This is a genomic window from Ignicoccus sp., from assembly GCF_056435145.1.
The window spans coordinates 34421-56108 of the sequence record NZ_JBWNMZ010000014.1 but is presented as its reverse complement, the minus strand read 5'-3'; the positions used below and the strand labels follow the sequence as shown (position 1 = coordinate 56108).

Genomic DNA, 21688 nt, shown 5'->3' with positions numbered 1-21688 from the left:
CTCCCTTAGGGAGGAGGTTGCCCAAAGTAAAGTTCAGAGTGGCCCGGTACGACCCGGTCACCAAGGTCTCGTGGTGGCAAGAGTACGAGGTGGAGGTGGACAAGTACACCTCCGTCGCTGTGGCACTACAGAGGGTTAGGGAGGAGAGGGACCCAAAGCTGGCGTACAGGCCGCTGTGTAAGATGGGCGTCTGCGGCAACTGTGCCGTTAAGATAAACGGGAGGCCGAGGCTGGCCTGCCTCACGAACGCCTTAGAGGCCGCAGAGGAGGGCGGCGGAACGATAGTGGTCGAGCCCTTGGACAACATGCCGGTGGTGAGGGACTTAATAGTAGATCGCTCGGACTTCGAGAGGAGGATGTTTTCGGCCAAACCCTACCTCGTCCCCAAGGAAGAAGTGCTCAAATCTGACAAGTGGTACCCGATGCTCCCAGCGGTCCAAGTGGACTTGTGGAGCTCCGCCCAGTGCGTCTGGTGCGGAATATGCTACAGCGTCTGTCCGGTGACTAAGGTAAACGAGGAGTTCGCCGGACCCCACGCGCTGGTCAAGGTATACCGCTTCGCCTACGACCCGAGAGACGCCTTGGGGAGGAAGAGAGTCTACTTGAACGAGAAGAGCTTGTGGATGTGTGTGGCTTGTAAGAACTGCGGGACTTCTTGCCCGAAGAACTTGAAGCACGGGCTCAGATTCAAACGTATGAGGAACGATGACGTCAAGTCACCTAAGAGCGAGTACGCGGAGAAGGCCGTCAAACACGTGATAGCTACGATAAACAGCATAGCCAAATACGGAAGGGCGGACGAGGTAGAAATCTTTACCTCCACCGGCTTAACCGAGGCGGTTGCGGACGCGCTGCCCAGGCTGGTCAGGGGCGGGTGGAAGAGGAGGCCCTACAAGCCGAGGCCCGGCGAGGCCGACCGCCGGGCGGTGGAGGCCTTTAGGGCAGCTGTGGGCGGGATTTTAAAGGAACAGGGACGGGTATGACTCCAAAAATCCCCTTATATTTCTTTCTCCACCCTACCCCCCGACGGGCGAGAGTTGAAGTTCGTAGCCAGAAGCTACCCCGAGAGGAAAGAGGTGGTTATAATAAAGGAAAACGGGGAGGTTAGGTCGGTTAGCATGGATCTCTGGAAGAGGTACTTGAGCAAGTGCTATACCAACGGAGCAGTTTACCTCTGTAACAAGGCGGCAATAATTAGTAAGGGCAACGTGTTCGTGGGCGTGATCACGGAGTCCCAGCCCCTCCCGGAAGACGTGGCGGACTTGGAGCCCACGTTGAGGGAGTTCGGAATCCCGGAGTTCCTGTTAGAAGACTTAATATCTATGATGTACTGGAGGGACTCTCTGTTCGACTTGTCTTGCGTAGGCTGTGAACCCGCGCCAACAGCTCCGGCAGCCTTCGGGGTTCCATTACAAACAAGTGAGTTGGATGCTTAGTGTCGCTGGAGCCGAACCCCTTGGCGGCTGGCTCGAGGATTCCCGAGACGGCATTATAAAGCTCCTCTTCGGTCAGTCCGGGGAACAAGAACGCGACCAGCGGCCTCCCCTTCATGGTCAAGCGGTCCACGTGCCACCTAGGTTTGGTGAAGTTCTTAGTCAAGTGCCTCTTCACCCGCGCCCACAAGCCCCCCGGTCCCCACGCGGAGCCTACGTACGCGTAAACCCCGGGCTCTAAGCCCCACCTCTCCAACCTCTCCTCTAATTCCACGATCAATAAGTAAGCTCCCTTCGAGTCCTCCACGGAAGTCCCCGTTCGAGCGGAGACTAAATTTACCCATAAGTGCGCGAACTACCTCTGAGGGAATTTAAATGGCGAATTTGGTCATTACTAATTCTTACGAATACAGCGGAGATTATATAAGAGGGTTTGCGCCGCTTACGTTCATCACTCCGTACTTCTTTGATGAGAGAACTAAGTATTATGTATTTGTCAAGGACTTTCCTAAGGTCGGCAGAGGGAGGTTGCCCCACCCGCTCGTGGGGGGAATTAAGGAGAGCACTGCGCGCGAGCTTCGATTCGAGTTCATCAAGGACTCCGTGGTATACCCGGGCATCCCGGTCAAAGAGACTGTAATTCAGACCGGGAAGGTATACAAAGTTTGCACGGAGTGCCCTCCGTGGGGAAACATAATATCATTTATGTTGGAAGACGCTAAGAAAGTAAGGGTTTTTCCCAAGCTCGGCTTGGTCAGCCTTTTGGCCGAGGTCCCCTCCCCTCAAGGGGGAGTAGAGGTGATTCTGAAGCTCTCTGCCGAGTCGGTGTTCTACTTGCTCGTGCACGACGGCAAGGAGGGGGAGGCCTTCGTGGTGTCGTGGAAGGGCTTCGGATTCACGGGAAGGATGGAAGTTCAAGCCCTCGGCTAGAGCTTTATTTTGGTCCCCTCCAGCAGCTCTGTCAAGTGTTCCACCCTCTCCGTCTTTGGGATTGGTATTACAACCGGGGACCTCGAGAGGAGCCAAGCTACGACCACGGCCGCCGGCGGCACGCCGAGCTCCTCGGCCTTCCTCCTCACCCACTCCAGCTCGAGCGCCCTCCCCCTGTCCAAAGGCGTGTGGGCTTGTAGCGCTATCCCCTTGTCCTCCAAGGTCGGGAGGAGCTCCTCGGTTGCAGTGAATGTGGGACTATACTTGTTCTGCACAGCAACTATTTCGTGCTTCTTCGTGGCTTGGAGTGCCACCTCCAGCTGCTCCTTAGTAACGTTAGAGACCCCTATCATCCTTGTGAGACCCTTGTCGACCATCTTCTCCAACTCCCTTATCTCCGTAGCTATGTCCTCTGGCCAGTGAACCAAGGTTAAGTCAGGCACCTTCCCGAGCCTCTCCACTTGCCTCTTGAGGGCCTTTTCGCAGTCGTGCCTCACGTTCCAAGGGTAAAGTTTGGTTGTCACAAATATGTCCTTACTGCCGTAAATTTCCATGGCTTCCCTCACGAAGGGCTCTGTCCTATACATTTCTGCAGTATCAACCAAATTTATTCCCATCTCGAACGCCTTCACCAACGTCTCTACGAACGATTTGGGGTCTCTCACCGCCCAAGAACCGAGTCCTATGTCAGAAACGGCCTCGCCGCCTATCTTGCGCAACGCCGGTTCCCCGCTCACTTGTAAGGTTTCACCTTGAATACTTGAGAGGGCTTGTGGACGCTCACGCCGGCGAACTGGGAACCCCTCAAGGGCAAACTCTTTACGTAGACGACCCAATCGTAGCCTTCCAACTTCACCGGCCTGTTGACCACGGAGGCTATCCTCCTAATGGCCTCTTCCCTCTCGAGCTCGGTCCACCGCTCCCCCCGAAGCTCGAAGAGCGGGCCCTCCAAGGTTATCCGGAAGGTCTCCCCCTCTGGGATCTTCTGCGCTGCTTTGCTCACAGCCTTGACTACGTCCTCTATGTCTGCAGGTACGGAAAAGTCGTAGGGAACCGCCTTCAATAACACGGTGTAGCGGGGGTCCACGAGCTCCTTCAACTCTTCGACGGCCTTGAATGGGTTGCCCTTGTACTTTATTATCAAATAGCTGGGCTGTTTCCTCACTACGTAGAACTCCTTCCCCCAGTAACTCCTCAGCTCGGCTTCGGCTTTGTGCTCCCGACCCCTCCAACACGCCACCGTGACGTTAAACTCGCTCAAGTTCGAGTTACCCCAAGGAGCCACACAAAGGGCCCCTTTAGAAGGGGCCGCCGGGTACGGGGGTTGTTGGAGCTTCTGTGCGCGCTTTTCTCCTCGCTGGCCTTCGCCTTCTCTTACTTAGCTTGGAACGCCTCGGGCGACTGCGAAGCGACCGTTAGAGGGCTAAAGACCATCTATAAGAAGTTGAACGAGTTAGAAGAAAAAGAGAAGTGTTTGAAGATCAATGCCGTCTTGAGCTTGGTGGAGGCCGCCAGGCTCTTGGCAGAAGACGCCAGGAGGCTTTACGAAAAGACCGGCGACTCAAGCTTCTTAAATGTGGCCTTGAAGTGGGAAGAGTTCGTGAAGAGTAACGAAGCAGCCGTTAAGAAGGCTTTGGGTTACGCCTCAAAATAGCATTATAAACTGGAAGCCCCTTGCGCCTCCCGGTGGGGGTATGGAGTACATCTACGCGGCGCTCTTATTACACTCAGCTGGAAAGGAGATAACCGAAGACTCGGTAAAGAAGATCTTGGAGGCGGCGGGCGTCGAGGTTGACGAGACCAGAGTAAAGGCGCTGGTGGCCGCCCTGAGCGAGGTAAACATAGATGAGGCCATAAAGAACGCCGCCTTCCCCGTAGCCGCGGCGCCCGCTGCCGCACCGGCCGCCGCCGGCGGCGAGGCGAAGGAGGAGAAGAAGGAAGAGGAAGAAGAGGAAGAAAAGAAGGAGGCTGTCAGCGAGGAGGAGCTCTCCGCCGGCTTGGGGGCCCTCTTCGGCTAAAACCCCGCTTTTTGCGTAAGCTGGGTGTCGCCTTGAGTTTCGTGCCCCCGGACCACCCCAGGTTCCTTTCCCTAATGTATAGAGAAAGGCTGGTCGAGAAGTTCAGGGAAGGGGTAGTGGTAGCGCAAGGCCTCATCGCTCACGGCAGGGGAGAGGCGTTCGACTACATATTGGGCGAACAGACGCTCCCACCGGCCCTGGAGGCCGAGAGGGCTGCGGCGGCCCTGCTCAAGCTGGCCCGCAGGCCGGTCATAAGCGTCAACGGGAACGCGGCGGCCTTGGTCCCCGGGGAGCTTGTGGAGCTCAGCAAGGCCCTGGGGGCCCCTTTGGAAGTAAACTTGTTCTACAGATCGGAGGAGAGGGCCAAGAGGATCGCCGAGCTCCTCCGGGCCCACGGGGCGGAGGAGGTATTGTGGAACCCCGACCGAGAGCTTCCAGGGCTCAGCTCGGAAAGGAGAAAGGTCAGCTCCGAAGGGATAGCCTCGGCGGACGTGGTGCTCGTAGGCTTGGAGGACGGGGACCGCACGGAAGCCCTAAAGAGGAACGGGAAGAAGGTAATAGCAATCGACTTGAACCCCTTCTCAAGGACGTCTCTAACTGCTAACATAACCGTGGTCGACAACGTGGTTAGGGCCATACCTAACATAACGAAGTTCGTTAAGTCCATGAGTAAGGGGGAGGCCGAAGCAGTCTTGAAAGCATTCGACAACTCGAAGAACTTGATAGAAGTAGTAAAATGGATAAAGAAGTGGTTGGACATCAAGGCCTCAGAGCTCTTCTAGGTACTTGGCGACCTCTTCCACGGTGAGCTTCCTAGCGCTTTTAGTATCTACCGGTACTACGGCCACTTCGTAAAGCTCGGGCTCCTTTTCGCCCTCTGAAACCTGCAAGAATGCCTTAAGCACCAACTTTATCAGCTCGTCCAAAGTGGAGTCGTATTTATAGTGTGCCTCCAAGAACTCCATTAGGATGTGGTGGTTCTGACCTATGGCGACCGCCTTGTAGCTCATGTACTGCCCGGAGGGCTCGGTCATGAACACTTGAGGCTCTTCGTCAACGCCGGCTATTATCAAAGAGACCCCGAAGGGCCTGACGCCCCCGTGTTGGGTGTACACTTGTTTCAAGTCGCTAACGGTCTTGGTCACGTACTCTACCGGGGCGGGCTCGTCGTAGAGGAAGCGGTAGTTGAGGGCGGCCCTCCTCGCCACCTCCACCAAGACCCTTCCGTCGGCCGCCAAGCCGGCGAAGCTAGTTACTATGTGTTCGTCTATGAAATGTATTTTTTCTAGTTTGTCGAAGTCGACCAATGTTTGTACCTTCTTCTTCGAGGCGGCCACGATGACGCCCTCCTTGCACTTGGCGCCTATAGTGCTCCAGCCCCTCTTGACGGCCTCGAAGGCGTACTCCACTTGGTAGAGCTTGCCCTCCGGAGAGAACACGGTTATTGCTCTGTCGTAGCCTAACTGGGAGGCCAGGCCGAACGCCAACGCTTCTTACCCGAATGGGGAAGAAGGGGGCCGAGTATAAGGTTATCACGAGTGAGGCTTCCTCATAAAGTTCCTCGCCTCCCACGTCGGTCGGCCGGGCCTCCCTATCGGAAGCCCTTCGACGGCGCGCTTTTCCTAGAGCTTGCGCGAACGGGCGGCGAGAGGGCCGAAGGCTCGCCGGACTTCTTGATTGCCCTACGCCCCTCCCCGAATAATCTTGGCTGGGCAAGGGGCTCGCCGGGAAGTTTCACGTCCTCTACGCCGTGAGCACGGACGCCTTGATCGAGGCCTTCCGAGGCTATACCAACGAATTGCGGGATCTACCTTAAAGTGAGGCTTTAAGGAGAAGTGGTGAACGGGCCGAGGAGGGAGATGAAGAGACTCTTGACGAGCGTCGTACCTGACAGGGTGATAAGGCTCAGCGACGGGTCCGCGTTGGTGGTCAAAGGTTAAGGAGAAACTCAAGGCCTTGGCCGAACTCATTAGAATAGAACACACGCTGTTTAGCCTCCCCTTCGCTTACTCTGGGGCGGTGCTCGTAAGGCTGCCTACGCCCAAGGAGGCCGTGCTAATATTCACAGCCCTCTTCGGCATGAGGAGCTTTGCGCTAACAGTCAACAACGTGGTGGACGCTGAGATAGACGCTAAGAACCCGAGGACGGCGAAGAGGCCTTTGCCCAGCGGGAGGGTTAGCTTGAGGGAGGCGTGGGCCCTCGCCCTAGTCTCTTTACTTATATACTTCCTATCTGCGTACTTGTTGAACGAATACGCGTTCCTCTTAAGTCCCATATTTCCAGCAATGGCCTACGTATACCCATACATAAAGAGGAAATATCCAATAGCCCACTTCTGGCTCGGGACGGTGCTCGGCAGCGCCGTGGTCGGAGGGGCTGTGGCGGTCTCCGGGGACGCGCCCAGCTTGTTCCACGCCCTCCTCTCCGTCCCGTGGGCCTACGCCGTGGCCGTCGCTTGTTGGGTAGCTTCGTTCGACGTGTTGTACGCAGTTCTGGACGTAGAGTTTGACAAGAAGGAGGGCCTCCACAGCCTGCCCGCGGACTTAGGGGTAAGGAAGGCTTTGGCCGTCTCAGAGGCTTGCGCTCTTGTCTTCGCTTGGCTGGTAATTTGGTCAATCAAGCTCTACAAGCTCAACTCCCTCTCGGCCGCCCTCACCGCCGCTGGATTGGCGCTGCTGTTCAAGCTCTTCGGGGAGGCCGAGAAGGACGTCTTGGAGGCGGCTAGGAAGAGCCTCACAACTAACATCGTAGTGGGGCTGGCCGTAGGAGGGGCCCCGCTCCTCAAACTCCTTCCCTTGCCATAAAACTTTTAATATCCCGTCCACTGAGCTATTGGGCCCCCGCCCCCTAAGCAACCCTTCGGGTGTGAAGGAGTGGAGCTGCTAGTGGGCGGTTGGAAGCCATTCTCCTTGGTGGACGTCCAAGGTGCAGTCACCTTTACGGTTTGGGCCTGCGGGTGTAACTTGAAGTGTCCGTTCTGCCACAACTGGAGGCAAGCGGAGTGGATGGACTGTGCCCCCTTCATCGAGGCGAAGTTTCTAGAAGACTTGTCGGAGAGCAAGGAGTTCGTCGACTACGTCCACTTGACGGGCGGCGAGCCCACACTTCAGCCAGAACTCGTAAAGAAGATATCGAACTTGAGTAAGTCAAATGGGGTGCCCTTCTCCCTCAACACTAACTGTACCACCAAACAGGCCTTAGAGCTGGTCCGCTTGGCCGACCACGTGGCCTTCGACGTTAAGGTGCCCTTCCCCGAGCTCTCCGGCTTGAACGGGAACGCGAGCGCGATCTGGGAGACCTTCGAGAAGTGCACCGACGAGCTGGCCAAGAGTGGCAAGCCAGTCGAGATAAGGATCCCCGTTGCCAAGGGCTTGACTAGAAATCACGTGGATGTCATAAAAAGGATAGTTTACAAGTTCGACCCCGAGAGGGCGAGGGTAGTGGTCAACCCCTTGGTGGGCCCCCCGTTGACGGAGCCAAGGGACGGGGAGTGGTGCAAGCGACGCTGCTACCCCGGGAGGATGGACGAGGAGGAGGAAGCGTTCTGGGCGACCCAATTTCCGGAATACAAGGTGAAGGTGAAGCGCTGGCTGGAATGAGTTAGGAATTCCAAACTAAACTGCGGTCGAACGCCCCCAGAGGCATTTTGAGATGAAGGGGCTTAACGCATCGTAAATCGAACCTCTCCACTTTTTATGCAACCGATTCCAGAACCTCACGGAAGAGAGCCATGCCGGGACAGATCCCCCTGATAGGCGAGAAGCTTCCGGAGATGGTAGTAAACACTGACCACGGTCCCAAGAAGCTACCCGACGACTACAAGGGCAAGTGGCTAGTGATCTTCAGCCACCCGGCCGACTTCACGCCGGTGTGCACCACCGAGTTCGTAGCGTTCGCGAAGAGGTATGAAGACTTCAAGAAACTTAACGCAGAGCTGTTGGGCCTCAGCGTCGACAACAGCTTCAGCCACATCAAGTGGAAGGAATGGATAAAGGAGAAGCTCAACGTCGAGATACCGTTCCCGATAATCGCTGACCACTTGGGCCAAGTGGCCACCAAGCTGGGCATGCTCCACCCCGAGGGCGGCGTAGTGACCGTGAGGGCGGTGTTCATAGTTGACCCCGAGGGGACCGTGAGGGCGATATTGTACTACCCGCTGAACGTGGGCAGGAACATAGACGAGATACTGAGGCTGCTGAAGGCCTTACAAGTGACCGACAAGCTCGGAAGGGCTACCCCGGCCAACTGGCCTTGCAACGAGATAATCAAGGACCACGTAATAGTCCCGCCCGCCTCCACCGAGCAGGAGGCGAAGGAGAGGTTGCAGAAGTACGAGTGCTTCGACTGGTGGTTCTGCCACGAGAAGGCTCCCGCCGAGGACGTCGAGGAAGCCAAGAAGTTCCTCGAGAGGCCCGCCAAGGAGCTCTGCAAGTAACTCCTTTTTTCGTTCCCGTCCCAGTCTCCTCCTCGATGAAGTCCCTATCCCCTCACCGAGACCCTCTCGGTGAGGAGTGCACCGGTTACTGAGGGACATCCTGGGTAGGAAGTTTGGGCCCCAAACGGGCGCGAGGGCCCTCGGGCTCGTCTTCCCTGAGGTTCCAAACAGGATCGCTACGAACAAGCCTTCTCGAACATCTCCTTGGCCTTCCCAACCCCTATTGCCTTTATTAGTCTTCCCGCCCGGGGTCCCCGCTCCTTGTCCAACAGCGCCTTGTAAACGAACTTGAAGGCCTCCTTGGGGCTCAGGCCGACACTCCTCGCCACTTCGTACACCTTGTTGTGTATCTCTACCGCGTCCATGCCCTCCTCCAACTCTTGCGCCAACGCCTTCAAGAACTCGCAGCCCTTGGGGTCATCCACCTTCCCTTGCCTTACGTTCACCTCGTATTCCTCCGGCACGAAGCCCCTCTTGACCCACTCCTCCACGTAAGGGGCCAAGTCCTTGACTGCTTGAGGGTCCCCGGTAAGCTCCTTCACCTTCTTCCAGTCCCGGTATATCTGGTAATACACGAGCAAGTCCGCAAACCCCGCCCTCCAGACCCTCCCGCCGCTGAGCTCCCAAGCCCTCCTCCTCTTGGGGTCTTTGTCCTCGCCCAAGGCCACTCTCCTGTACTCTTCATATAACTGCATAAAGAACCTCGGGTCCATCTTGAAGTTCTTGTTCTCTTTTATATCGTGTTTTAGTATGAAGTACATTATTACTGAAGGGTGGATGAGGGCCATTATCTCGTGCAAGGCACCTATGCCCTTACTCTTGCTCATTTTCTTTCCGTCCATTAAGACGAAACCGTAACGGAAGCCCACAGGGGGCTCCTTCCCGAAGACCTCCTTGTGAATCCTCTTCGCCGTGTCCCAAGATCCCCCTTTAGTGAAGTGGTCTACCCCTCCCCCCTCGGCGTCCACGCCCAAGAAGTCTTGTCTCGACGGCCAGTCCAACCTCCAGGCGAGCTTCCAGCGGTGGGAGGGGACGTCGACCGCTCCCTCGTGGCCGCACGCCTCGCACTTGTAGTATATTTTGTCGTCCTCTACCTTTTTTACTACAGTCTTGTCTATCCTGCCGCACTTCTCACACACAGGCTTGACGAACCCCCACCAGTCCTCTGGCAACTTCCTCATTGCAGTCTCTTCCATTATCTTCTTCACTACGTCTCGCCGCTTTACGAACAGCTTCAGATAGTCGTCATACCAGCCTTGGGCGTAGAGTTCGTTCGCTTTCAGTACTTCATCCGGCTTTATGCCGAACTTGTCCATAAGTTCCAAAAACTCTGCTAGGAAGTGTTCGCCGTAGCTCTTGTGACAGCCATAGGGATCAGGGACCTCGGCTAGGGGCTTGCCCAAGTGTTTCCTCAACTCTTCCTCCTTGTCCTTGAGTGTTTGAGGGATGTCGTCGAACGCGTCCATTATGTCGGCGACAAAGACGAACTCAGCGTCGTAGCCCCTCTTACGAAGCTCTTGGACTATTGAGTAGGGGTAGATGAACTCGCTGAGGGTCCCCAAGTGAGCCGGCCCGGAAGTGGTGAGCCCCGAAGCTACTACGAACGCCCTCCCGCCCCTCCTCTTTATTATTTCATCGACGATCTTGTTCAACCACTCCACGGCATGCACCGGGAGGGTCATCGAAAGGGAGGTTGAATCCCTTACCTTTCTATCCTCTCTTGAGACTCCACAGCATTGGCTACAAGAGATATGGTCCGCTGCTTGTAAAGGTAGTGCTTTCTATCCTCTCTTGAGACTCCACAATTGAAGTTGCAAAGAGGTTGAACAACAAACTGGAAATACCTTTCTATCCTCTCTTGAGACTCCACCTGGCGCAAGGGAATGCGACAATTGCGACCTCAGCGGCGTTCACTTTCTATCCTCTCTTGAGACTCCACTGAATGGCTCAGCGAACACTTAACTTTTCAAGGACAGATTAGCTTTCTATCCTCTCTTGAGACTCCACGGCCATTCTCAAGGCCTGGGCGTACCTGCGCCGCCACTCATTCCTTTCTATCCTCTCTTGAGACTCCACCTTTCATATAAGGAATGGATAAAATTCTTAACAAATTTACTTTCTATCCTCTCTTGAGACTCCACTGGCGTAGTGCCTGCCTGATGGCTGTGCGCAGAAATGACGTTCTTTCTATCCTCTCTTGAGACTCCGCCGAGCGCTTCCGTATAAAGCTCCAAGTTCCTTCCCTTAAAAGGCTTTCGTTCTACTGCTTCCTTACAATTCCCAGCTATTTTTCTCTCCATTTAAGAAATTTTCCTCTGCCCTTACCTCCAAGGCCTTGGGCGTTCCCATGAAAAGATATAAGGGGGTTGAGAAATGAGAATAGTAATGGTACGGTTTCGAATATAGCGTGTTCCCAAGTGGGCTAAGATATATAAACAAATGATCAATTAGTTATAGATGACAATTGTATAATACTGTAGCTGAACGGTCAGAGCTGATCGAACCAGAGTTAAGGGCCCTAAGGGCTGGGCCGGAGGAAACACGCGTTGAGGCCGGTCCTCTTGGTGGACCACAGGGACAGCTTCGTCCACAATATTGAACAAATAATCATGGAGGAGGGTTTCACCGTAGCTACCTTGCGTCAAGAAGAGCTCTCGCTCCCGGCGGCGGAGAGGCTGAGGCCGTCGGCCATAGTCCTCTCCCCCGGCCCCGGGAACCCCTACGGACAGAGGGAGAAGTTTGAAACTAGCATAACTGTGGTGAACAAGTTCAAGGGTAAAGTACCAATCCTCGGCATCTGTTTGGGCATGCAAATAATAAACGTGGCGCTAGGAGGAAGCTTGAGGAAGGCGAAGAAGGTCTACCACGGCGTGGTGGACGAGATACTAGTAAAGGAGGGGGGACCCTTGTTCTTCGGCCTCCCGGAAAGGTTCCCGGCCACCCGGTACCACAGCTTGGTGGTGGACAAGCTCGGAGAGGGCTTGGTAGTAGAAGCTATCTCACTGAGTGACGGAGAAATAATGGCCGTAAGGCACGAGGAGCTGCCGCTCTTCGGCCTCCAATTCCACCCGGAGAGCATCGGCACGTTGCCCGCGGGTCAGAAGATAATTAGGAACTTCCTAGCCCTCTCCAAACCCCTCTCCTTGTTCTGAGGTGGTCCGCCACGAGGCCCTCCGACTTGAGGACTTTTGCTTTCTGCCCCAGACTCTACTTCTTTGAGAAACACTTAGGTAAGGAGACTACCCTGTACCAGAAGTTGAAAATGTTATTGGGGAAGTTCTGGCACGCGCTGCTGGAGGCCTTCGAGGAGGAGACGGAAGTGGACGTTAAGGGCGAGCTCGCGGGCTTGAAGGTGGTCGGGAGGGCCGACGTGGTTAAGGAGGACGCAGTGGTAGAGATAAAGAGCGGCGAAGGGCCGTCAGACGGCGTCTGGTACGGGGACTACTTGCAAGCTTCCCTCTACGCCGCGCTCTTGGGACGGAAGAAAGTCGTGATAAAGTATAGGAACGGAGAGAGGAACCTCGAGGTGGACGTCGGGGAGCTAGAGAGGGTTTTGGAATTGTTCAAGATGGTCTCCGAGGGGTACCTGCCCCCTCCGAAGAGGAGCAAGTGGTGTCGGAAGTGTCCCTACAAGGACTTGTGCCGCGCCCTGGGCGACGGGTGGGACGACTGGTTCCCGAAGCTGCCTTACGTCAAGAGAGCCAAGGGGGACCCAGCTCCAAGCTCTTCTCGAGCACAGCCTTGACCTTTTCCCTTCCATAGAAACAGACGTTGTTGGAACACATGACCTCCGGCTCCAAGCTGAGGGCCCTTTCCAAGCTTTTCCTCCAAGCCTCCTCGTCGCTCCCCCACTCCTCGCTCAAGGGGCCGAGGAGGTCCCCGGCGAGCAAAGCGCCTTCGTAGTACACGCCTAGGCTGCCCGCGGTGTGGCCGGGGAGCAACAATACCTCAGCCCCGCACACCTCGGCGTCACCCCTCAGCGCCCACCCCACCGGACAAGGCTTGAGCTCTACGCCTATCATCTTTGAGGCCGTGTAGATCGGGTCCCCCTTCTGTATCGCGTACGCGTCCCTCTCCCCCGCCGCGACAGTAACGCCGAGGGAGTGGAAGAGCCAATCCCCTCCGGCCCGGTCTGCGTGGGCGTGGGTGTTAACTAACACCTCCAGCTCTTCAGGCCTCACCTCGTACATTAACAAGTTCTGCAGCGCCATCTCCCCGAAAGCCCCAGAGTCGACCAAGAATGGACAGTCCGCCTTCACTAGGAAGGCTTGACCCTCGTCGTTGATAGGGGGGCCGGCGAGCAAGAAGACTCCCTCGGAGACCCTCAAGTGACCACAACTTTCGGCAAACCCAGATCCATTATATCTCTAAGCTGTCGTAAGTATTACGGGACTCCGTCGTGAAAACTGAGCTGTTGGACGAAACCTTACTGATCAAACCGATAGACGGCGTTACCCTCACGCTCTCAATGGGAGAGGCTAAGAGGTACATCATCAAGAAAGAAGTTACGCTGTTCTCTCCTGAGGACCCCGAGGACGTTTGCTACACCGCCCTCAAGTATGCGAACTTCTGGAGAAACGCCTTGAACTTGAGGGGAGAGCGGTACGGGTGGTGCGACGAGGAGGACTTCAACGCTAGGTACTTGGCCGGCAGTAAGGGGAAGTACGCAGTGGTGGTGGAATGCACGGACGTCACCGCCGATCCCGAGAGGACCTCCGGGAGCGGCTTCGCGCTCCTCGGCCACATGCTCTCCCTAGTCTTCTACGCTGTGCTCTGTAAAGCCTACGTGGTAAGGACTAAGAACTTGGAAGAGCTCATGGAGGGGTGGGTGCCGGCGCGGTGAGCATAGTGGCGGAAGGAGTGACGGTGGCCTACGGGAAGAGGGTAGTTCTGAACGACGTCAACTTGATCTTGGGTCCCGGGAAGTACTGGCTCTCCGGACCCAACGCATCCGGGAAGACGACCCTCTTGAAGACTCTGTCGTTCTTGATAAGACCAATAAAGGGGAAGGTCGTGGCCTTCGGGAAGGAGGACGCCAGGGGGGAGGTGGTGTACGTTCCCCCATCTCCCGTGCTGCTGAGGGGGAACGTTTTGAAGAACTTAGAGTTTGGAGTAAAGATAAGGGGTTCCGGCGACCCCGCGTGGGCGGCCAAGAAGCTTGGTATAGAGGACTTGCTCTATGAGGACGCGGCCTCCCTCTCGAGCGGCCAAGCGGCGCTGGTCACCTTGGGCAGGGCGTTGGCTGTGAGGCCGAGGGCATTAATGGTTGACGAGATACTGAGCTACTTGGACGAGGAGAACAAGGAGCTGGCGCTTAGGGCCCTGGGCGAGGCGGAGATCGTGGTCGTAGCCTCGCACGAGCCCTTGGACTTCCCGCAGATAAAGGTTAGGGACGGAAAGGCCTTTCTCGAAAGAACCGCTTGACGACGAAGGAAGTTCCCACGCTCAGTATGGTTAACACCAACCCCAGCTCCGTCGCCCTCTCGTACTCCCCCATCTGGGCGTATAATGCTATAGCCGTGCTCAACGTCCTCGTGTGGCCCTCTATGTTACCCCCCACCATCAACGCCACCCCCAGCTCCCCTACCGCTCTCGAGAAGGCCATCGCAACAGACCCGGCCAGCTCCTCCAAGACCTCCGAGGCCGAGGCCAGCAAGGCCTCGAGCTCGTCGGCACCGAAGGTCTTCGCCAGCTCGCCGTAGTTCTGGTAGGCCCAGCTGAGGGCTGAGTAGGAGGTAGCCACTATCAAAGGAGTCACCAACAGTGCCTCTCCGACGACTATTGCGTACGGGGTGTAGAGCAACCCTAAGGAGCCCAAGGGACACTTAGGACATATCAAGTCATACAAGAACAAGCCCACCAACACTGTTGGGACTCCGACCAATCCCTCGAAGAGCGACAAGAGGGGCCTCATTGCCCTGTACCTTATAATCAAAAAGGTGAGCGGTATGGACCAAGAGGAGGCCAACGCCACTGCAGTGCCGGAGATCCAGAGGGAGCGGAGCGCCAGCTCCGCTACTTCGCCAGCTCCTCCCATATCCGGTAGAGCCAAGACTCCTTCCCCTCTGCCGGGTAGAACAAGGGGAGGCCGAACTCCTCCCTTCCGTAGTTAGCTATAATTCTTTGGCCCTCACCCCTCAAGAACTTCAAGAACTCGACGGCTTTCGGGTCCTTGCAGCCCCTCACGCGGTACGCGCTGTAGACGTTTATCAACTCGGTCGAGTTAGTGTATAGAATTTCTAAGTTGTCTAACTTGCCTTCTTTCTTCAGCTTCAAGAAGGTAGAGATGTCGCTGAGAGTGTATGCCTTCATGTCGTTAGCTACTATGAGGGTCTTGGCCATGCCGGAGCCTGTGGACACGTACCACTCCTTACCCTTCGGGTCGAGGCCCGCGAGCTTCCACATACTCCTTTCCTTCACGTTCGTGCCGGACATATCTCCCCTGCTCACGAACTTCGCCTCGCCCCGCTCTCCGGCCTCGTATATCCTCTTGAAGGCTTCGACGGCGCTGGAGGAGTTCCTCACCCCGGCCGGGTCTTCCTCCGGGCCCACTATTACGAAGTAGTTGTAGGCGAAGATGACGTGGTCGCTCAAATACCTCGAGTACTTCCTCTCCAGCAGCGGGGCGTGGACTAACGCGAGACAGACCGCCCCGTCCTTCGCCAGCCTGAGCGCTTGGCCGCTGCCCACCACCAAGAACTGTAAGCTCGTCCCGGTCTCCTTCTTGAAATGCGAAGAGAGGACGTCTAGCAACCCGCTGTCGTACAAGCTGGTCGTAGTAGAGGCCTTCAATGAGTTGTGGGGCCTTGGGTAGAGGGCCGTGAAGGCTAGGGCCATCACGATCGCGATCGCTAACAGTGCCCTCTTGTCCAAGTCTCCCCTTTCGGCTCCTCACTCGACCTTTATTAAAGGCCTCCAAAAGCTCACCTTTTCCTTAGAGACCACTACGACCGAGTCCCCGGAGATCGCGCACAGCTCTCCGGGCTCCGCCCCTGAGACCAGCTCGTAGAACTTCCTTTTCAATAAGAACATTCTTAGCTTACCGTGATCTAAGACGAATAAGGCCCGGTCGTTCAAGCACGTCCCCGCCGAGCGCGGCGAGGTGCGGACCTTCAAGACCTCCTTACGGCCCTCGTAGAGCCTGACTCTCGGAGGGGCAAAGGTCCTGACGACCACCTTGTCCGCGATCTCGTCCAAGTCCCTCACTCCGTTGGAATCCCTCTTCCAGACTTTCCTAAAGTCCTCGTCGAAGGCGAGCGCCTCGCCGAAGAGGTTGTATGCGTACAGCCTCTTGCCAGCGTACAAGGCGTAAGCCCCCTGGGAGAGCTCCAACTCGTAGCCCTCGTCGACCACGTAAAGCCTCGCCCTCTCGAAGGGGCCCCAAGGGACCTTCCAGGGGACGCTGGAGGGACCTATGGCCACCACCACAGTGGGACTGAGCAGCGCGAGGGTTGTGGTCACGGGCCGGGACGGGAGCGAGAAGATCGCCTTGCCGGCGTACCTAACGCACGAGAACGGCTCAGAGGGGAGCTCCACGCGCTTCCCGTCGACAAATGCCTTGTTTCCTATCGAATATAGGTTGTCATCGTAGTAGCACGAAGTCTTCAGTCCCAAGTCCACGACTCGGCCGTCCTTTATGACCACGGTAGTCCTAGAGGCGTGGACTACGACCCCACCCTTAACCTTGAAGGCCCTTTCGACAGTCCCCAGCCACAGCTCACCGACCTTCTTGGACTTGAACCTCCTGAGGGGCTCCGGGACCCCTTGGTACAGCACCACCGTCCCGTAGGGGAGCTCCGCCTCCCCTTCAAGCCTCTCTCCCCTTGGAGTGTAAAAGGGGGCCTCGAAGACGGCCTTCAAACTCTTTCCGGCTTTCACTATCGAATATGGAAAGTCCAAGTTCAACTCGTTTAGGTCGTCCGGGCTGGGTAGCTCCTTCTCCAAATATATTCCGCCCACCTCCAGCGAGGCCTTCCTCCCGCCCACCGGGAAGACCGGAAGCGTGACCTCCCCGTCGCTCCGACCCTCTACCCTCTGGCCGTACACCTTGCCGCGATACTCCCCCTTCCCCAAGATATATATTATTACCATGCCGTTAACCTTACCCAAGGTCCCTACTTCCGGAACTTGGAACACGAACTCCTTGTTGCCGAAGCGGCCCCTCTCCCCTTCTCTCCCCCTTATTAGGACCTTCCCCATAAGGCCCAGCTTGAGCTTGTTCCCCTCCAGCCCCGGAACCTCTCCCTCCACCTCAACCTCCGCTTGCTCCCAAGGCGCCCTGAGGTACGAGCACTCGACGTAGACTATCCCCTTCTCCTCGCCCGCCGCCCTACAACGCGTCCACACTTCCTCAGCCAGTCCGGGGGCAACACGAGCGCTAAAAACGGAAAGTAGCTGACCCTCCCGGGGCCGTAGAAGACTTCGACCTTCCCGAACTTCCAGTACTGGCCGGAAGGGGTGCCGCCGTAGGCCCAGCCTCCCTCGAGCTCGACCTCGCCGAAGGGAGGGGGGAGCGGCGCCGCTCCGTAAGGCGTGGCCCCAGCGCTTATAGCTTCGGCGAACGCCTTTGCAGCTTCATAAAGACTCATCTCTCTGGCTCTCCAGACGTCCTCTCCCTTCGAGTATAAGTAGTAGAGCACCGTGAGGCCGAAGAAGTAGGGCGACAAGTCGCCGAAGCCCTTGGAGAGCCAGTCCACGTAGCCAGTCCTCTTGTAAAGCTCGGGGTAGAGTAGGTAGCAGCTCAGCTCAGCCAACCCCTCTGCGAACCACCTCGGCCAGTATGCCCCTTTCTCCATCTCTATCACGTGAGTTAGTTCGTGAGCCAAGGTGCAGTAATTCAAACCGGTAAGGGTAACTAGATATTTGTGGGACCCGGGGACCCCGGAGGCGTAGTTCGCCTCGCCCAAGCGTAGCTCGACCTCAGCGTTAACTTGCCCCCAGAGCCCCTCCACCCTTGGAGCCACCTCTTCGCAAGCCTTCAGCAAGCCGGGATCGCCGGAGGAACAAGTCATCGCGTAGGTCGCGAGCGCTAGGAGGACTAACAACAACGCCACTTTCACCCCGCTCCCCCGCGTTCTTGTGTACTGCATTAAGGAAATATACATGAATTTTGAGAAGTCATCCCTTACACCGAAAATTTTGGTCAGAAGGTTTCCGGAGGGAAACTTTCGCCCTACGAAACACTCAAATAATCCGAGTATATGCTGGTCAATACATGCCTATAAACCGCCCCGGTCCTCCGTGCTAGTGGTAGAGCAGTCGTGTTCGAGCGCTACCCTAGGGCCACTCCCCTCGGCGCCTACTTGGAGGAAGGGCGGAGGTTCAGGGAAGAGGGCTTCATAAGGACGGACTACCCCCCTAAGAGGGACGAGGTCCTCTGGAACCCCAAGATAATGAGGATGCCCAGGGAGGAACTGGAGAAGATAAAAACCCAGAGGCTGAAGGCCATAGTCAAGTGGGCGTGGGAGCACAGCGAGTTCTACCACAAGTTCTGGAAGAGCAAGGGCTTCCACCCGGACATGATAAAGACGCACGAGGACGTCGTGAAGATACCGGTCCTCACCAAGAAGGACTTAAGGGCCGACTTGAAGAAGAACCCGCCTTACGGTACCATAATGGTCCCAGAGCTGGCCAAGTACATCCACTTCGTAGGTGCCACCTCCGGCAGCACCGGCATGCCCACCTTCCAAGGCTGGGGGAGGGTGGAGCTGGACTACTTCGAGGAGCAGCAAGCTAGGTACTTGTGGACCTTCGCCGGCGTCAAGCCCGGCGTGGTATACGCAAACTACCTCAACATGAGCGGCTTCTACAGCTGGGGGCCTCCCCTAGTAGAGACCGCTATGTGGAGGTGCGGCGCTACTGCAATAGCCGGCGGCGGCGAGACGTTCTTCACTTGGAAGGACAGGCACATGCTAATAATGAAGCTCTGGAAGGTAGACGTCTTCGCGACCACCCCGTGGTTGCATCGCTGGATAGGCGAGCAAGCGAAGCTCGAGGGCTGGGTTACCCCCTTCAAGGTGCTCTTGCTCCACGGAGGGGCAGCAGCTGAAAAGACTAAGGAAAAGTTGATGGAAGTCCACCCCAACGTCGAGAAGGTCATAAGCGTCTGGGGCACCACGGACGGCCACATGGCCATCGAGCCTCCCGACGCGCCCGGGACCTTGGTGTTCTGGGAGGATACCCAAATCTTCGACATAGTGGTGCCCGGCAGCTATGGGGAAAAGCCCGAAGGCGAGCCCGCGGGCGAAGGGGAGAGGGGAGAACTCATAGCCACCTTGCTGACCCACTACACCATGCCATTAATAAGGTACAGCTTGGGCGACTACGTGAAGAACGAGTTTATATGCGACCCCACTCCGGAGCTGGGCATAACTCACTGCAGGTTCGCCGAGCTCATACCGGGCAGAGTGGAGTGGATGTTCAAGGTGAAGGGCAAGTTACTATTCCCCATAGTAGTCGAGAACGCAGTGAGCCAGATACCGGACACCACCGGCGCCTACAATATAGTGGTTTACGATGATAATATGGATAAGCTCAAGATAAAGGTCGAGACCCGGAAACCCATACCGCCGCCGCCCGACTACGACAAGGAGGCGAGGGAGATAATCGCGAGGGAGCTCGGCTTGAACCCTGAGGACGTGGAGATAGAGTGGATAAGGCCAGGCGAAAGCGTGTGGAAGGGCTACAAGCTCCAAGTGTTCTTAGATCAGAGGGGCAAGTAAGCTTTTTCCGTTCTCAGACGTTTATGACCTTCCCCCAAAACTCACCTTGGGCAACCGGTCTTGGACGAGCTGGAAAAGTACGTGGAGATGCTGGAGAGGGGCGAACTGAGCCTAAGCAAGCTGGACAAGGTTCTAAACCCCAACTTGGCCGCACTGGTTAGGAGGAGGTTTCTAGAGAGGAGGACAGGGAAGCTCCTCCCCGGGATCGCCTCAACCATATTGGACTTCGAAGAACTCGTGGGGAAGAACATAGAGAACCCCATAGGGGCGGTCCAAATCCCGCTCGGCATAGCCGGACCCCTCAAGGTAAACGGGGACTACGCCAAGGGCGAGTTCTACGTCCCCTTGGCCACCCACGAGGGGGCCTTGGTAGCTTCGGTTAACAGAGGAATGAAGGCAGTAACCCTGTCAGGCGGGGCGAACGTGAAGGTCTTGAAGGATGGAATGGCTAGAGCTCCGGTGTTCAAGGTACCGGACGTGGCGACGGCGCAAGAGCTGGTAGAGTGGGTAGGGGAGCATTTTGACGAACTAAAGGAAGTTGCCGAAAGCACTACGCGCCATGGCAAGCTGAAGGAAATACAGCCTTTCATCATGGGTAACAACGTGTGGCTACGCTTCGTCTACTTCACTGGAGACGCAATGGGTATGAATATGGCTACTATAGCAACTGAGAAGGCGTGTAAATACATTGAGGAGAAATTCGGGAAGGCGCAGTGTGTGGCCCTCTCGGGCAACTTGTGCGTCGACAAGAAGCCAGCCCACTTGAACGTGCTCTTGGGTAGAGGGAAATACGTGGTCGCCGAGGCCGTAATAAAGAAAGACGTGCTGAAAGAGGTTCTTAAAACGGACGCGAAGTCCGTGCACGAGGTGAACGAGAGGAAGAACTGGGCCGGGAGCGCGCTCGCCGGCTCCTTTTCCTACAACGCCCACTTCGCCAACATAATAGCCGCAATATTCTTGGCTACAGGACAAGACGCGGCACAGATAGTGGAATCGTCCATGGGATTCACTTGGACCGAGGTCAGAGGCGAGGACTTGTACATATCCGTCACCCTTCCCAGCTTGGAGGTCGGAACGGTGGGCGGGGGGACGAGGCTGCAGACCCAGAGGGAGGCCTTGGAGATCCTCGGCGTCGCCGGCAGCGGCGACCCTCCCGGGACCAACGCGCTCAAGTTCGCCGAAATAGTCGGAGCAAGCGTCTTAGCCGGGGAACTCAACTTGCTCGCGGCCCTCGCGGCGGGTCAGCTCGCGAGGGCCCACGAGAGGCTCGGGAGGGGGAAGAGTTGAGGCTCGAGTTGGACGGCAGGGAGCTGGCCGCGCTCTCGTGGGGAGCGGCCGTGGGCGCGAAGTACGAGGGCGGGGGCTTCGCGACGTTCTTCGAGGAGAGGGTAAAGGACGAGCTCAGCTTGGAGGAGCCGGCGGAGCTCGTGAGTTGCGAGGAGAGCATGTGTGCTACCTACTACGGCACGAAGGTCTTGGTAACTTCTTACGGAACCCCCCTAAGGGAGTTCGAAGTGGGCGTCGCCCCCAATTGGGTCTTGCTTAATGACAATATTATATACCTAACCTACGAGGAGGGCGTAGTAGCCTACAGCTTGGAGGGCAAGATGCTCTGGAGGAGCTTGTACGGCCCCGCGAGGGGGGCGGCGAGGGCGAAGGGCCTCGTTTACGTCGGCACGCCCTTCGGGGCCCTCGCCCTGTCCCCGAAGGACGGGAAGGCTGTGAGGGAAGTGGAGCTGGGCAACGGCAACTGGAGGGTCACGTCCTCTTGCGGCTCCACGCTCTTGTTGGTGAACGACGAGGAGGCCACAGCACTGGCATTATTAGTTGTGAAAGACTTGGGCGAGCCCGAACCTGTGGGGGAGGTCAAGGGGGTTACCGGCACCCCTTGGATATCCCCGGACTGTCTCTACGTCGCTGTCCCCTCTTGCGGGGTCTCGGTCTTCGACCTCAAGGGGAACTTGGCCTTCTCACACAGCTTGGAAGGGGGGAGCGACGAGTGCTACGGGGTACAAGCGTACTGGGGCGAGAGGCTCTTGGTGGGGGTAGTAGACGAAGGGCTGATGAGGTCTTACGTGTTGGCTTACGACCCGTTCGCGGGGCCCTCCAGCCTAAGGGGGTTCAAGGCCCCCTAGATCGAGGGACGGGAG

The 21688-nt window shown here is 56.9% G+C and carries 26 protein-coding genes and 1 CRISPR repeat array; of the genes, 16 read left to right on the top strand and 10 right to left on the bottom strand.

Going from position 1 to position 21688, the window contains the following annotated elements; all coding sequences use genetic code 11:
* Positions 1–17: 17 nt before the first annotated feature.
* Positions 18–983 carry a succinate dehydrogenase/fumarate reductase iron-sulfur subunit gene (locus AC1HCZ_RS04735; RefSeq protein WP_479462399.1) on the top strand — a complete coding sequence of 322 codons (966 nt, stop codon included), beginning with the start codon at positions 18–20 and terminating at the stop codon, positions 981–983.
* A gap of 54 nt (positions 984–1037) precedes the next feature.
* Positions 1038–1436 carry a hypothetical protein gene (locus AC1HCZ_RS04730; RefSeq protein WP_479462398.1) on the top strand — a complete coding sequence of 133 codons (399 nt, stop codon included), beginning with the start codon at positions 1038–1040 and terminating at the stop codon, positions 1434–1436.
* Here AC1HCZ_RS04730 and AC1HCZ_RS04725 read toward each other — a convergent pair.
* Positions 1321–1707, bottom strand: coding sequence for a GIY-YIG nuclease family protein (locus AC1HCZ_RS04725; protein WP_479462405.1), 387 nt, complete (start codon positions 1705–1707; stop codon positions 1321–1323). The genes AC1HCZ_RS04730 and AC1HCZ_RS04725 overlap by 116 nt on opposite strands.
* Before the next feature lie 101 nt (positions 1708–1808).
* Here AC1HCZ_RS04725 and AC1HCZ_RS04720 point away from each other — a divergent pair, with 101 nt between their 5' ends.
* Positions 1809–2363: a hypothetical protein gene (locus tag AC1HCZ_RS04720; RefSeq protein WP_479462397.1), complete on the top strand. Its 555-nt coding sequence runs from the start codon at positions 1809–1811 to the stop codon at positions 2361–2363.
* Here AC1HCZ_RS04720 and AC1HCZ_RS04715 read toward each other — a convergent pair.
* Together AC1HCZ_RS04715 and AC1HCZ_RS04710 are read right to left on the bottom strand one after the other, a co-directional pair.
* A complete protein-coding gene (locus AC1HCZ_RS04715) occupies positions 2360–3082 on the bottom strand; it encodes an aldo/keto reductase (RefSeq protein ID WP_479462396.1) in 723 nt (240 codons plus the stop codon). The genes AC1HCZ_RS04720 and AC1HCZ_RS04715 overlap by 4 nt on opposite strands.
* Before the next feature lie 14 nt (positions 3083–3096).
* A complete protein-coding gene (locus AC1HCZ_RS04710; protein WP_479462395.1) occupies positions 3097–3624 on the bottom strand; it encodes a THUMP domain-containing protein in 528 nt (175 codons plus the stop codon).
* 63 nt (positions 3625–3687) lie between these two features.
* Here AC1HCZ_RS04710 and AC1HCZ_RS04705 point away from each other — a divergent pair, with 63 nt between their 5' ends.
* The 3 genes from AC1HCZ_RS04705 to AC1HCZ_RS04695 are packed head-to-tail and all read left to right on the top strand — an operon-like array spanning position 3688 to position 5163.
* Positions 3688–4017 (top strand): hypothetical protein, encoded by a 330-nt coding sequence (locus tag AC1HCZ_RS04705; RefSeq protein WP_479462394.1) that lies wholly within the window; start codon positions 3688–3690, stop codon positions 4015–4017.
* Positions 4018–4057: 40 nt separating this feature from the next.
* Positions 4058–4381 (top strand): 50S ribosomal protein P1, encoded by a 324-nt coding sequence (gene rpl12p / locus AC1HCZ_RS04700; protein WP_479462393.1) that lies wholly within the window; start codon positions 4058–4060, stop codon positions 4379–4381.
* An 11-nt stretch (positions 4382–4392) separates the two neighbouring features.
* Complete coding sequence (locus AC1HCZ_RS04695; RefSeq protein ID WP_479462392.1) at positions 4393–5163, top strand: 4-phosphopantoate--beta-alanine ligase; 771 nt, start codon at positions 4393–4395, stop codon at positions 5161–5163.
* Here AC1HCZ_RS04695 and psmA read toward each other — a convergent pair.
* Positions 5149–5868, bottom strand: a complete 720-nt coding sequence (gene psmA, locus AC1HCZ_RS04690) for an archaeal proteasome endopeptidase complex subunit alpha (protein ID WP_479462391.1) — start codon at positions 5866–5868, stop codon at positions 5149–5151. The genes AC1HCZ_RS04695 and psmA overlap by 15 nt on opposite strands.
* 469 nt (positions 5869–6337) lie before the next feature.
* Here psmA and AC1HCZ_RS04685 point away from each other — a divergent pair, with 469 nt between their 5' ends.
* The 3 genes from AC1HCZ_RS04685 (at position 6338) to AC1HCZ_RS04675 (ending at position 8817) form a co-directional block, all read left to right on the top strand.
* Positions 6338–7186 carry a UbiA-like polyprenyltransferase gene (locus AC1HCZ_RS04685; RefSeq protein ID WP_479462390.1) on the top strand — a complete coding sequence of 283 codons (849 nt, stop codon included), beginning with the start codon at positions 6338–6340 and terminating at the stop codon, positions 7184–7186.
* A gap of 69 nt (positions 7187–7255) precedes the next feature.
* The gene (locus AC1HCZ_RS04680; RefSeq protein WP_479462389.1) at positions 7256–7981 is read left to right on the top strand and encodes an anaerobic ribonucleoside-triphosphate reductase activating protein; all 726 of its coding nucleotides are present in this window, start codon (positions 7256–7258) and stop codon (positions 7979–7981) included.
* 131 nt (positions 7982–8112) lie between these two features.
* On the top strand, positions 8113–8817 hold the full coding sequence (locus tag AC1HCZ_RS04675) for a peroxiredoxin (RefSeq protein ID WP_479462388.1): 705 nt from the start codon (positions 8113–8115) through the stop codon (positions 8815–8817).
* Positions 8818–8993: 176 nt separating this feature from the next.
* Here the strand turns inward: AC1HCZ_RS04675 and lysS are convergent, their stop codons facing one another.
* Entirely contained in the window at positions 8994–10499 is a 1506-nt protein-coding gene (lysS, locus tag AC1HCZ_RS04670; protein WP_479462387.1) for a lysine--tRNA ligase, read from the bottom strand.
* 24 nt (positions 10500–10523) lie between these two features.
* Positions 10524–11026: direct repeats of the CRISPR family, unit length 26 nt; unit sequence CTTTCTATCCTCTCTTGAGACTCCAC.
* Between the two features lie 337 nt (positions 11027–11363).
* On the opposite strand from lysS, the gene AC1HCZ_RS04665 reads away from it, so the two are divergent.
* A complete protein-coding gene (locus tag AC1HCZ_RS04665) occupies positions 11364–11969 on the top strand; it encodes an anthranilate synthase component II (RefSeq protein WP_479462386.1) in 606 nt (201 codons plus the stop codon).
* A 26-nt stretch (positions 11970–11995) separates the two neighbouring features.
* Positions 11996–12562 (top strand): CRISPR-associated protein Cas4, encoded by a 567-nt coding sequence (cas4, locus tag AC1HCZ_RS04660; RefSeq protein ID WP_479462385.1) that lies wholly within the window; start codon positions 11996–11998, stop codon positions 12560–12562.
* Here the strand turns inward: cas4 and AC1HCZ_RS04655 are convergent.
* Complete coding sequence (locus tag AC1HCZ_RS04655) at positions 12510–13145, bottom strand: MBL fold metallo-hydrolase (protein ID WP_479462384.1); 636 nt, start codon at positions 13143–13145, stop codon at positions 12510–12512. The genes cas4 and AC1HCZ_RS04655 overlap by 53 nt on opposite strands.
* 71 nt (positions 13146–13216) lie before the next feature.
* Between AC1HCZ_RS04655 and AC1HCZ_RS04650 the strand changes: the two genes are divergently transcribed.
* Both AC1HCZ_RS04650 and AC1HCZ_RS04645 read left to right on the top strand, forming a co-directional pair.
* The gene (locus tag AC1HCZ_RS04650; RefSeq protein WP_479462383.1) at positions 13217–13660 is read left to right on the top strand and encodes a hypothetical protein; all 444 of its coding nucleotides are present in this window, start codon (positions 13217–13219) and stop codon (positions 13658–13660) included.
* Positions 13657–14241 carry an ABC transporter ATP-binding protein gene (locus AC1HCZ_RS04645; protein WP_479462382.1) on the top strand — a complete coding sequence of 195 codons (585 nt, stop codon included), beginning with the start codon at positions 13657–13659 and terminating at the stop codon, positions 14239–14241. Before AC1HCZ_RS04650 ends, AC1HCZ_RS04645 begins: the two co-directional genes overlap by 4 nt.
* Here AC1HCZ_RS04645 and AC1HCZ_RS04640 read toward each other — a convergent pair.
* From AC1HCZ_RS04640 to AC1HCZ_RS04625, 4 genes are read right to left on the bottom strand one after another with little or no spacing between them, the layout of a single operon-like run.
* Positions 14204–14869 (bottom strand): ABC transporter permease, encoded by a 666-nt coding sequence (locus AC1HCZ_RS04640; protein ID WP_479462381.1) that lies wholly within the window; start codon positions 14867–14869, stop codon positions 14204–14206. The genes AC1HCZ_RS04645 and AC1HCZ_RS04640 overlap by 38 nt on opposite strands.
* Positions 14833–15690: an ABC transporter substrate-binding protein gene (locus AC1HCZ_RS04635; protein ID WP_479462380.1), complete on the bottom strand. Its 858-nt coding sequence runs from the start codon at positions 15688–15690 to the stop codon at positions 14833–14835. The genes AC1HCZ_RS04640 and AC1HCZ_RS04635 overlap by 37 nt, the downstream gene beginning before the upstream one ends.
* A gap of 18 nt (positions 15691–15708) precedes the next feature.
* Complete coding sequence (locus tag AC1HCZ_RS04630) at positions 15709–17163, bottom strand: hypothetical protein (protein WP_479462379.1); 1455 nt, start codon at positions 17161–17163, stop codon at positions 15709–15711.
* Positions 17121–17876, bottom strand: a complete 756-nt coding sequence (locus AC1HCZ_RS04625) for a hypothetical protein (RefSeq protein ID WP_479462378.1) — start codon at positions 17874–17876, stop codon at positions 17121–17123. The genes AC1HCZ_RS04630 and AC1HCZ_RS04625 overlap by 43 nt, the downstream gene beginning before the upstream one ends.
* A 201-nt stretch (positions 17877–18077) precedes the next feature.
* On the opposite strand from AC1HCZ_RS04625, the gene AC1HCZ_RS04620 reads away from it, so the two are divergent.
* From AC1HCZ_RS04620 to AC1HCZ_RS04610, 3 genes are all read left to right on the top strand, one after another.
* The gene (locus tag AC1HCZ_RS04620) at positions 18078–19538 is read left to right on the top strand and encodes an acyl-CoA synthetase family protein (RefSeq protein WP_479462377.1); all 1461 of its coding nucleotides are present in this window, start codon (positions 18078–18080) and stop codon (positions 19536–19538) included.
* A gap of 87 nt (positions 19539–19625) precedes the next feature.
* Positions 19626–20825, top strand: coding sequence for a hydroxymethylglutaryl-CoA reductase (NADPH) (gene hmgA / locus AC1HCZ_RS04615; RefSeq protein ID WP_479462404.1), 1200 nt, complete (start codon positions 19626–19628; stop codon positions 20823–20825).
* On the top strand, positions 20822–21673 hold the full coding sequence (locus AC1HCZ_RS04610) for a hypothetical protein (protein ID WP_479462376.1): 852 nt from the start codon (positions 20822–20824) through the stop codon (positions 21671–21673). Before hmgA ends, AC1HCZ_RS04610 begins: the two co-directional genes overlap by 4 nt.
* Positions 21674–21688: the final 15 nt, after the last annotated feature.

Coding starts and splice junctions, on each gene's coding strand:
- AC1HCZ_RS04720 (WP_479462397.1), top strand. CDS start 1,809: ATGGCGAATTTGGTCATTACTAATTCTTACGAATACAGCGGAGATTAT.
- rpl12p (WP_479462393.1), top strand. CDS start 4,058: ATGGAGTACATCTACGCGGCGCTCTTATTACACTCAGCTGGAAAGGAG.
- AC1HCZ_RS04675 (WP_479462388.1), top strand. CDS start 8,113: ATGCCGGGACAGATCCCCCTGATAGGCGAGAAGCTTCCGGAGATGGTA.
- lysS (WP_479462387.1), bottom strand. CDS start 10,499: ATGACCCTCCCGGTGCATGCCGTGGAGTGGTTGAACAAGATCGTCGAT.
- hmgA (WP_479462404.1), top strand. CDS start 19,626: ATGCTGGAGAGGGGCGAACTGAGCCTAAGCAAGCTGGACAAGGTTCTA.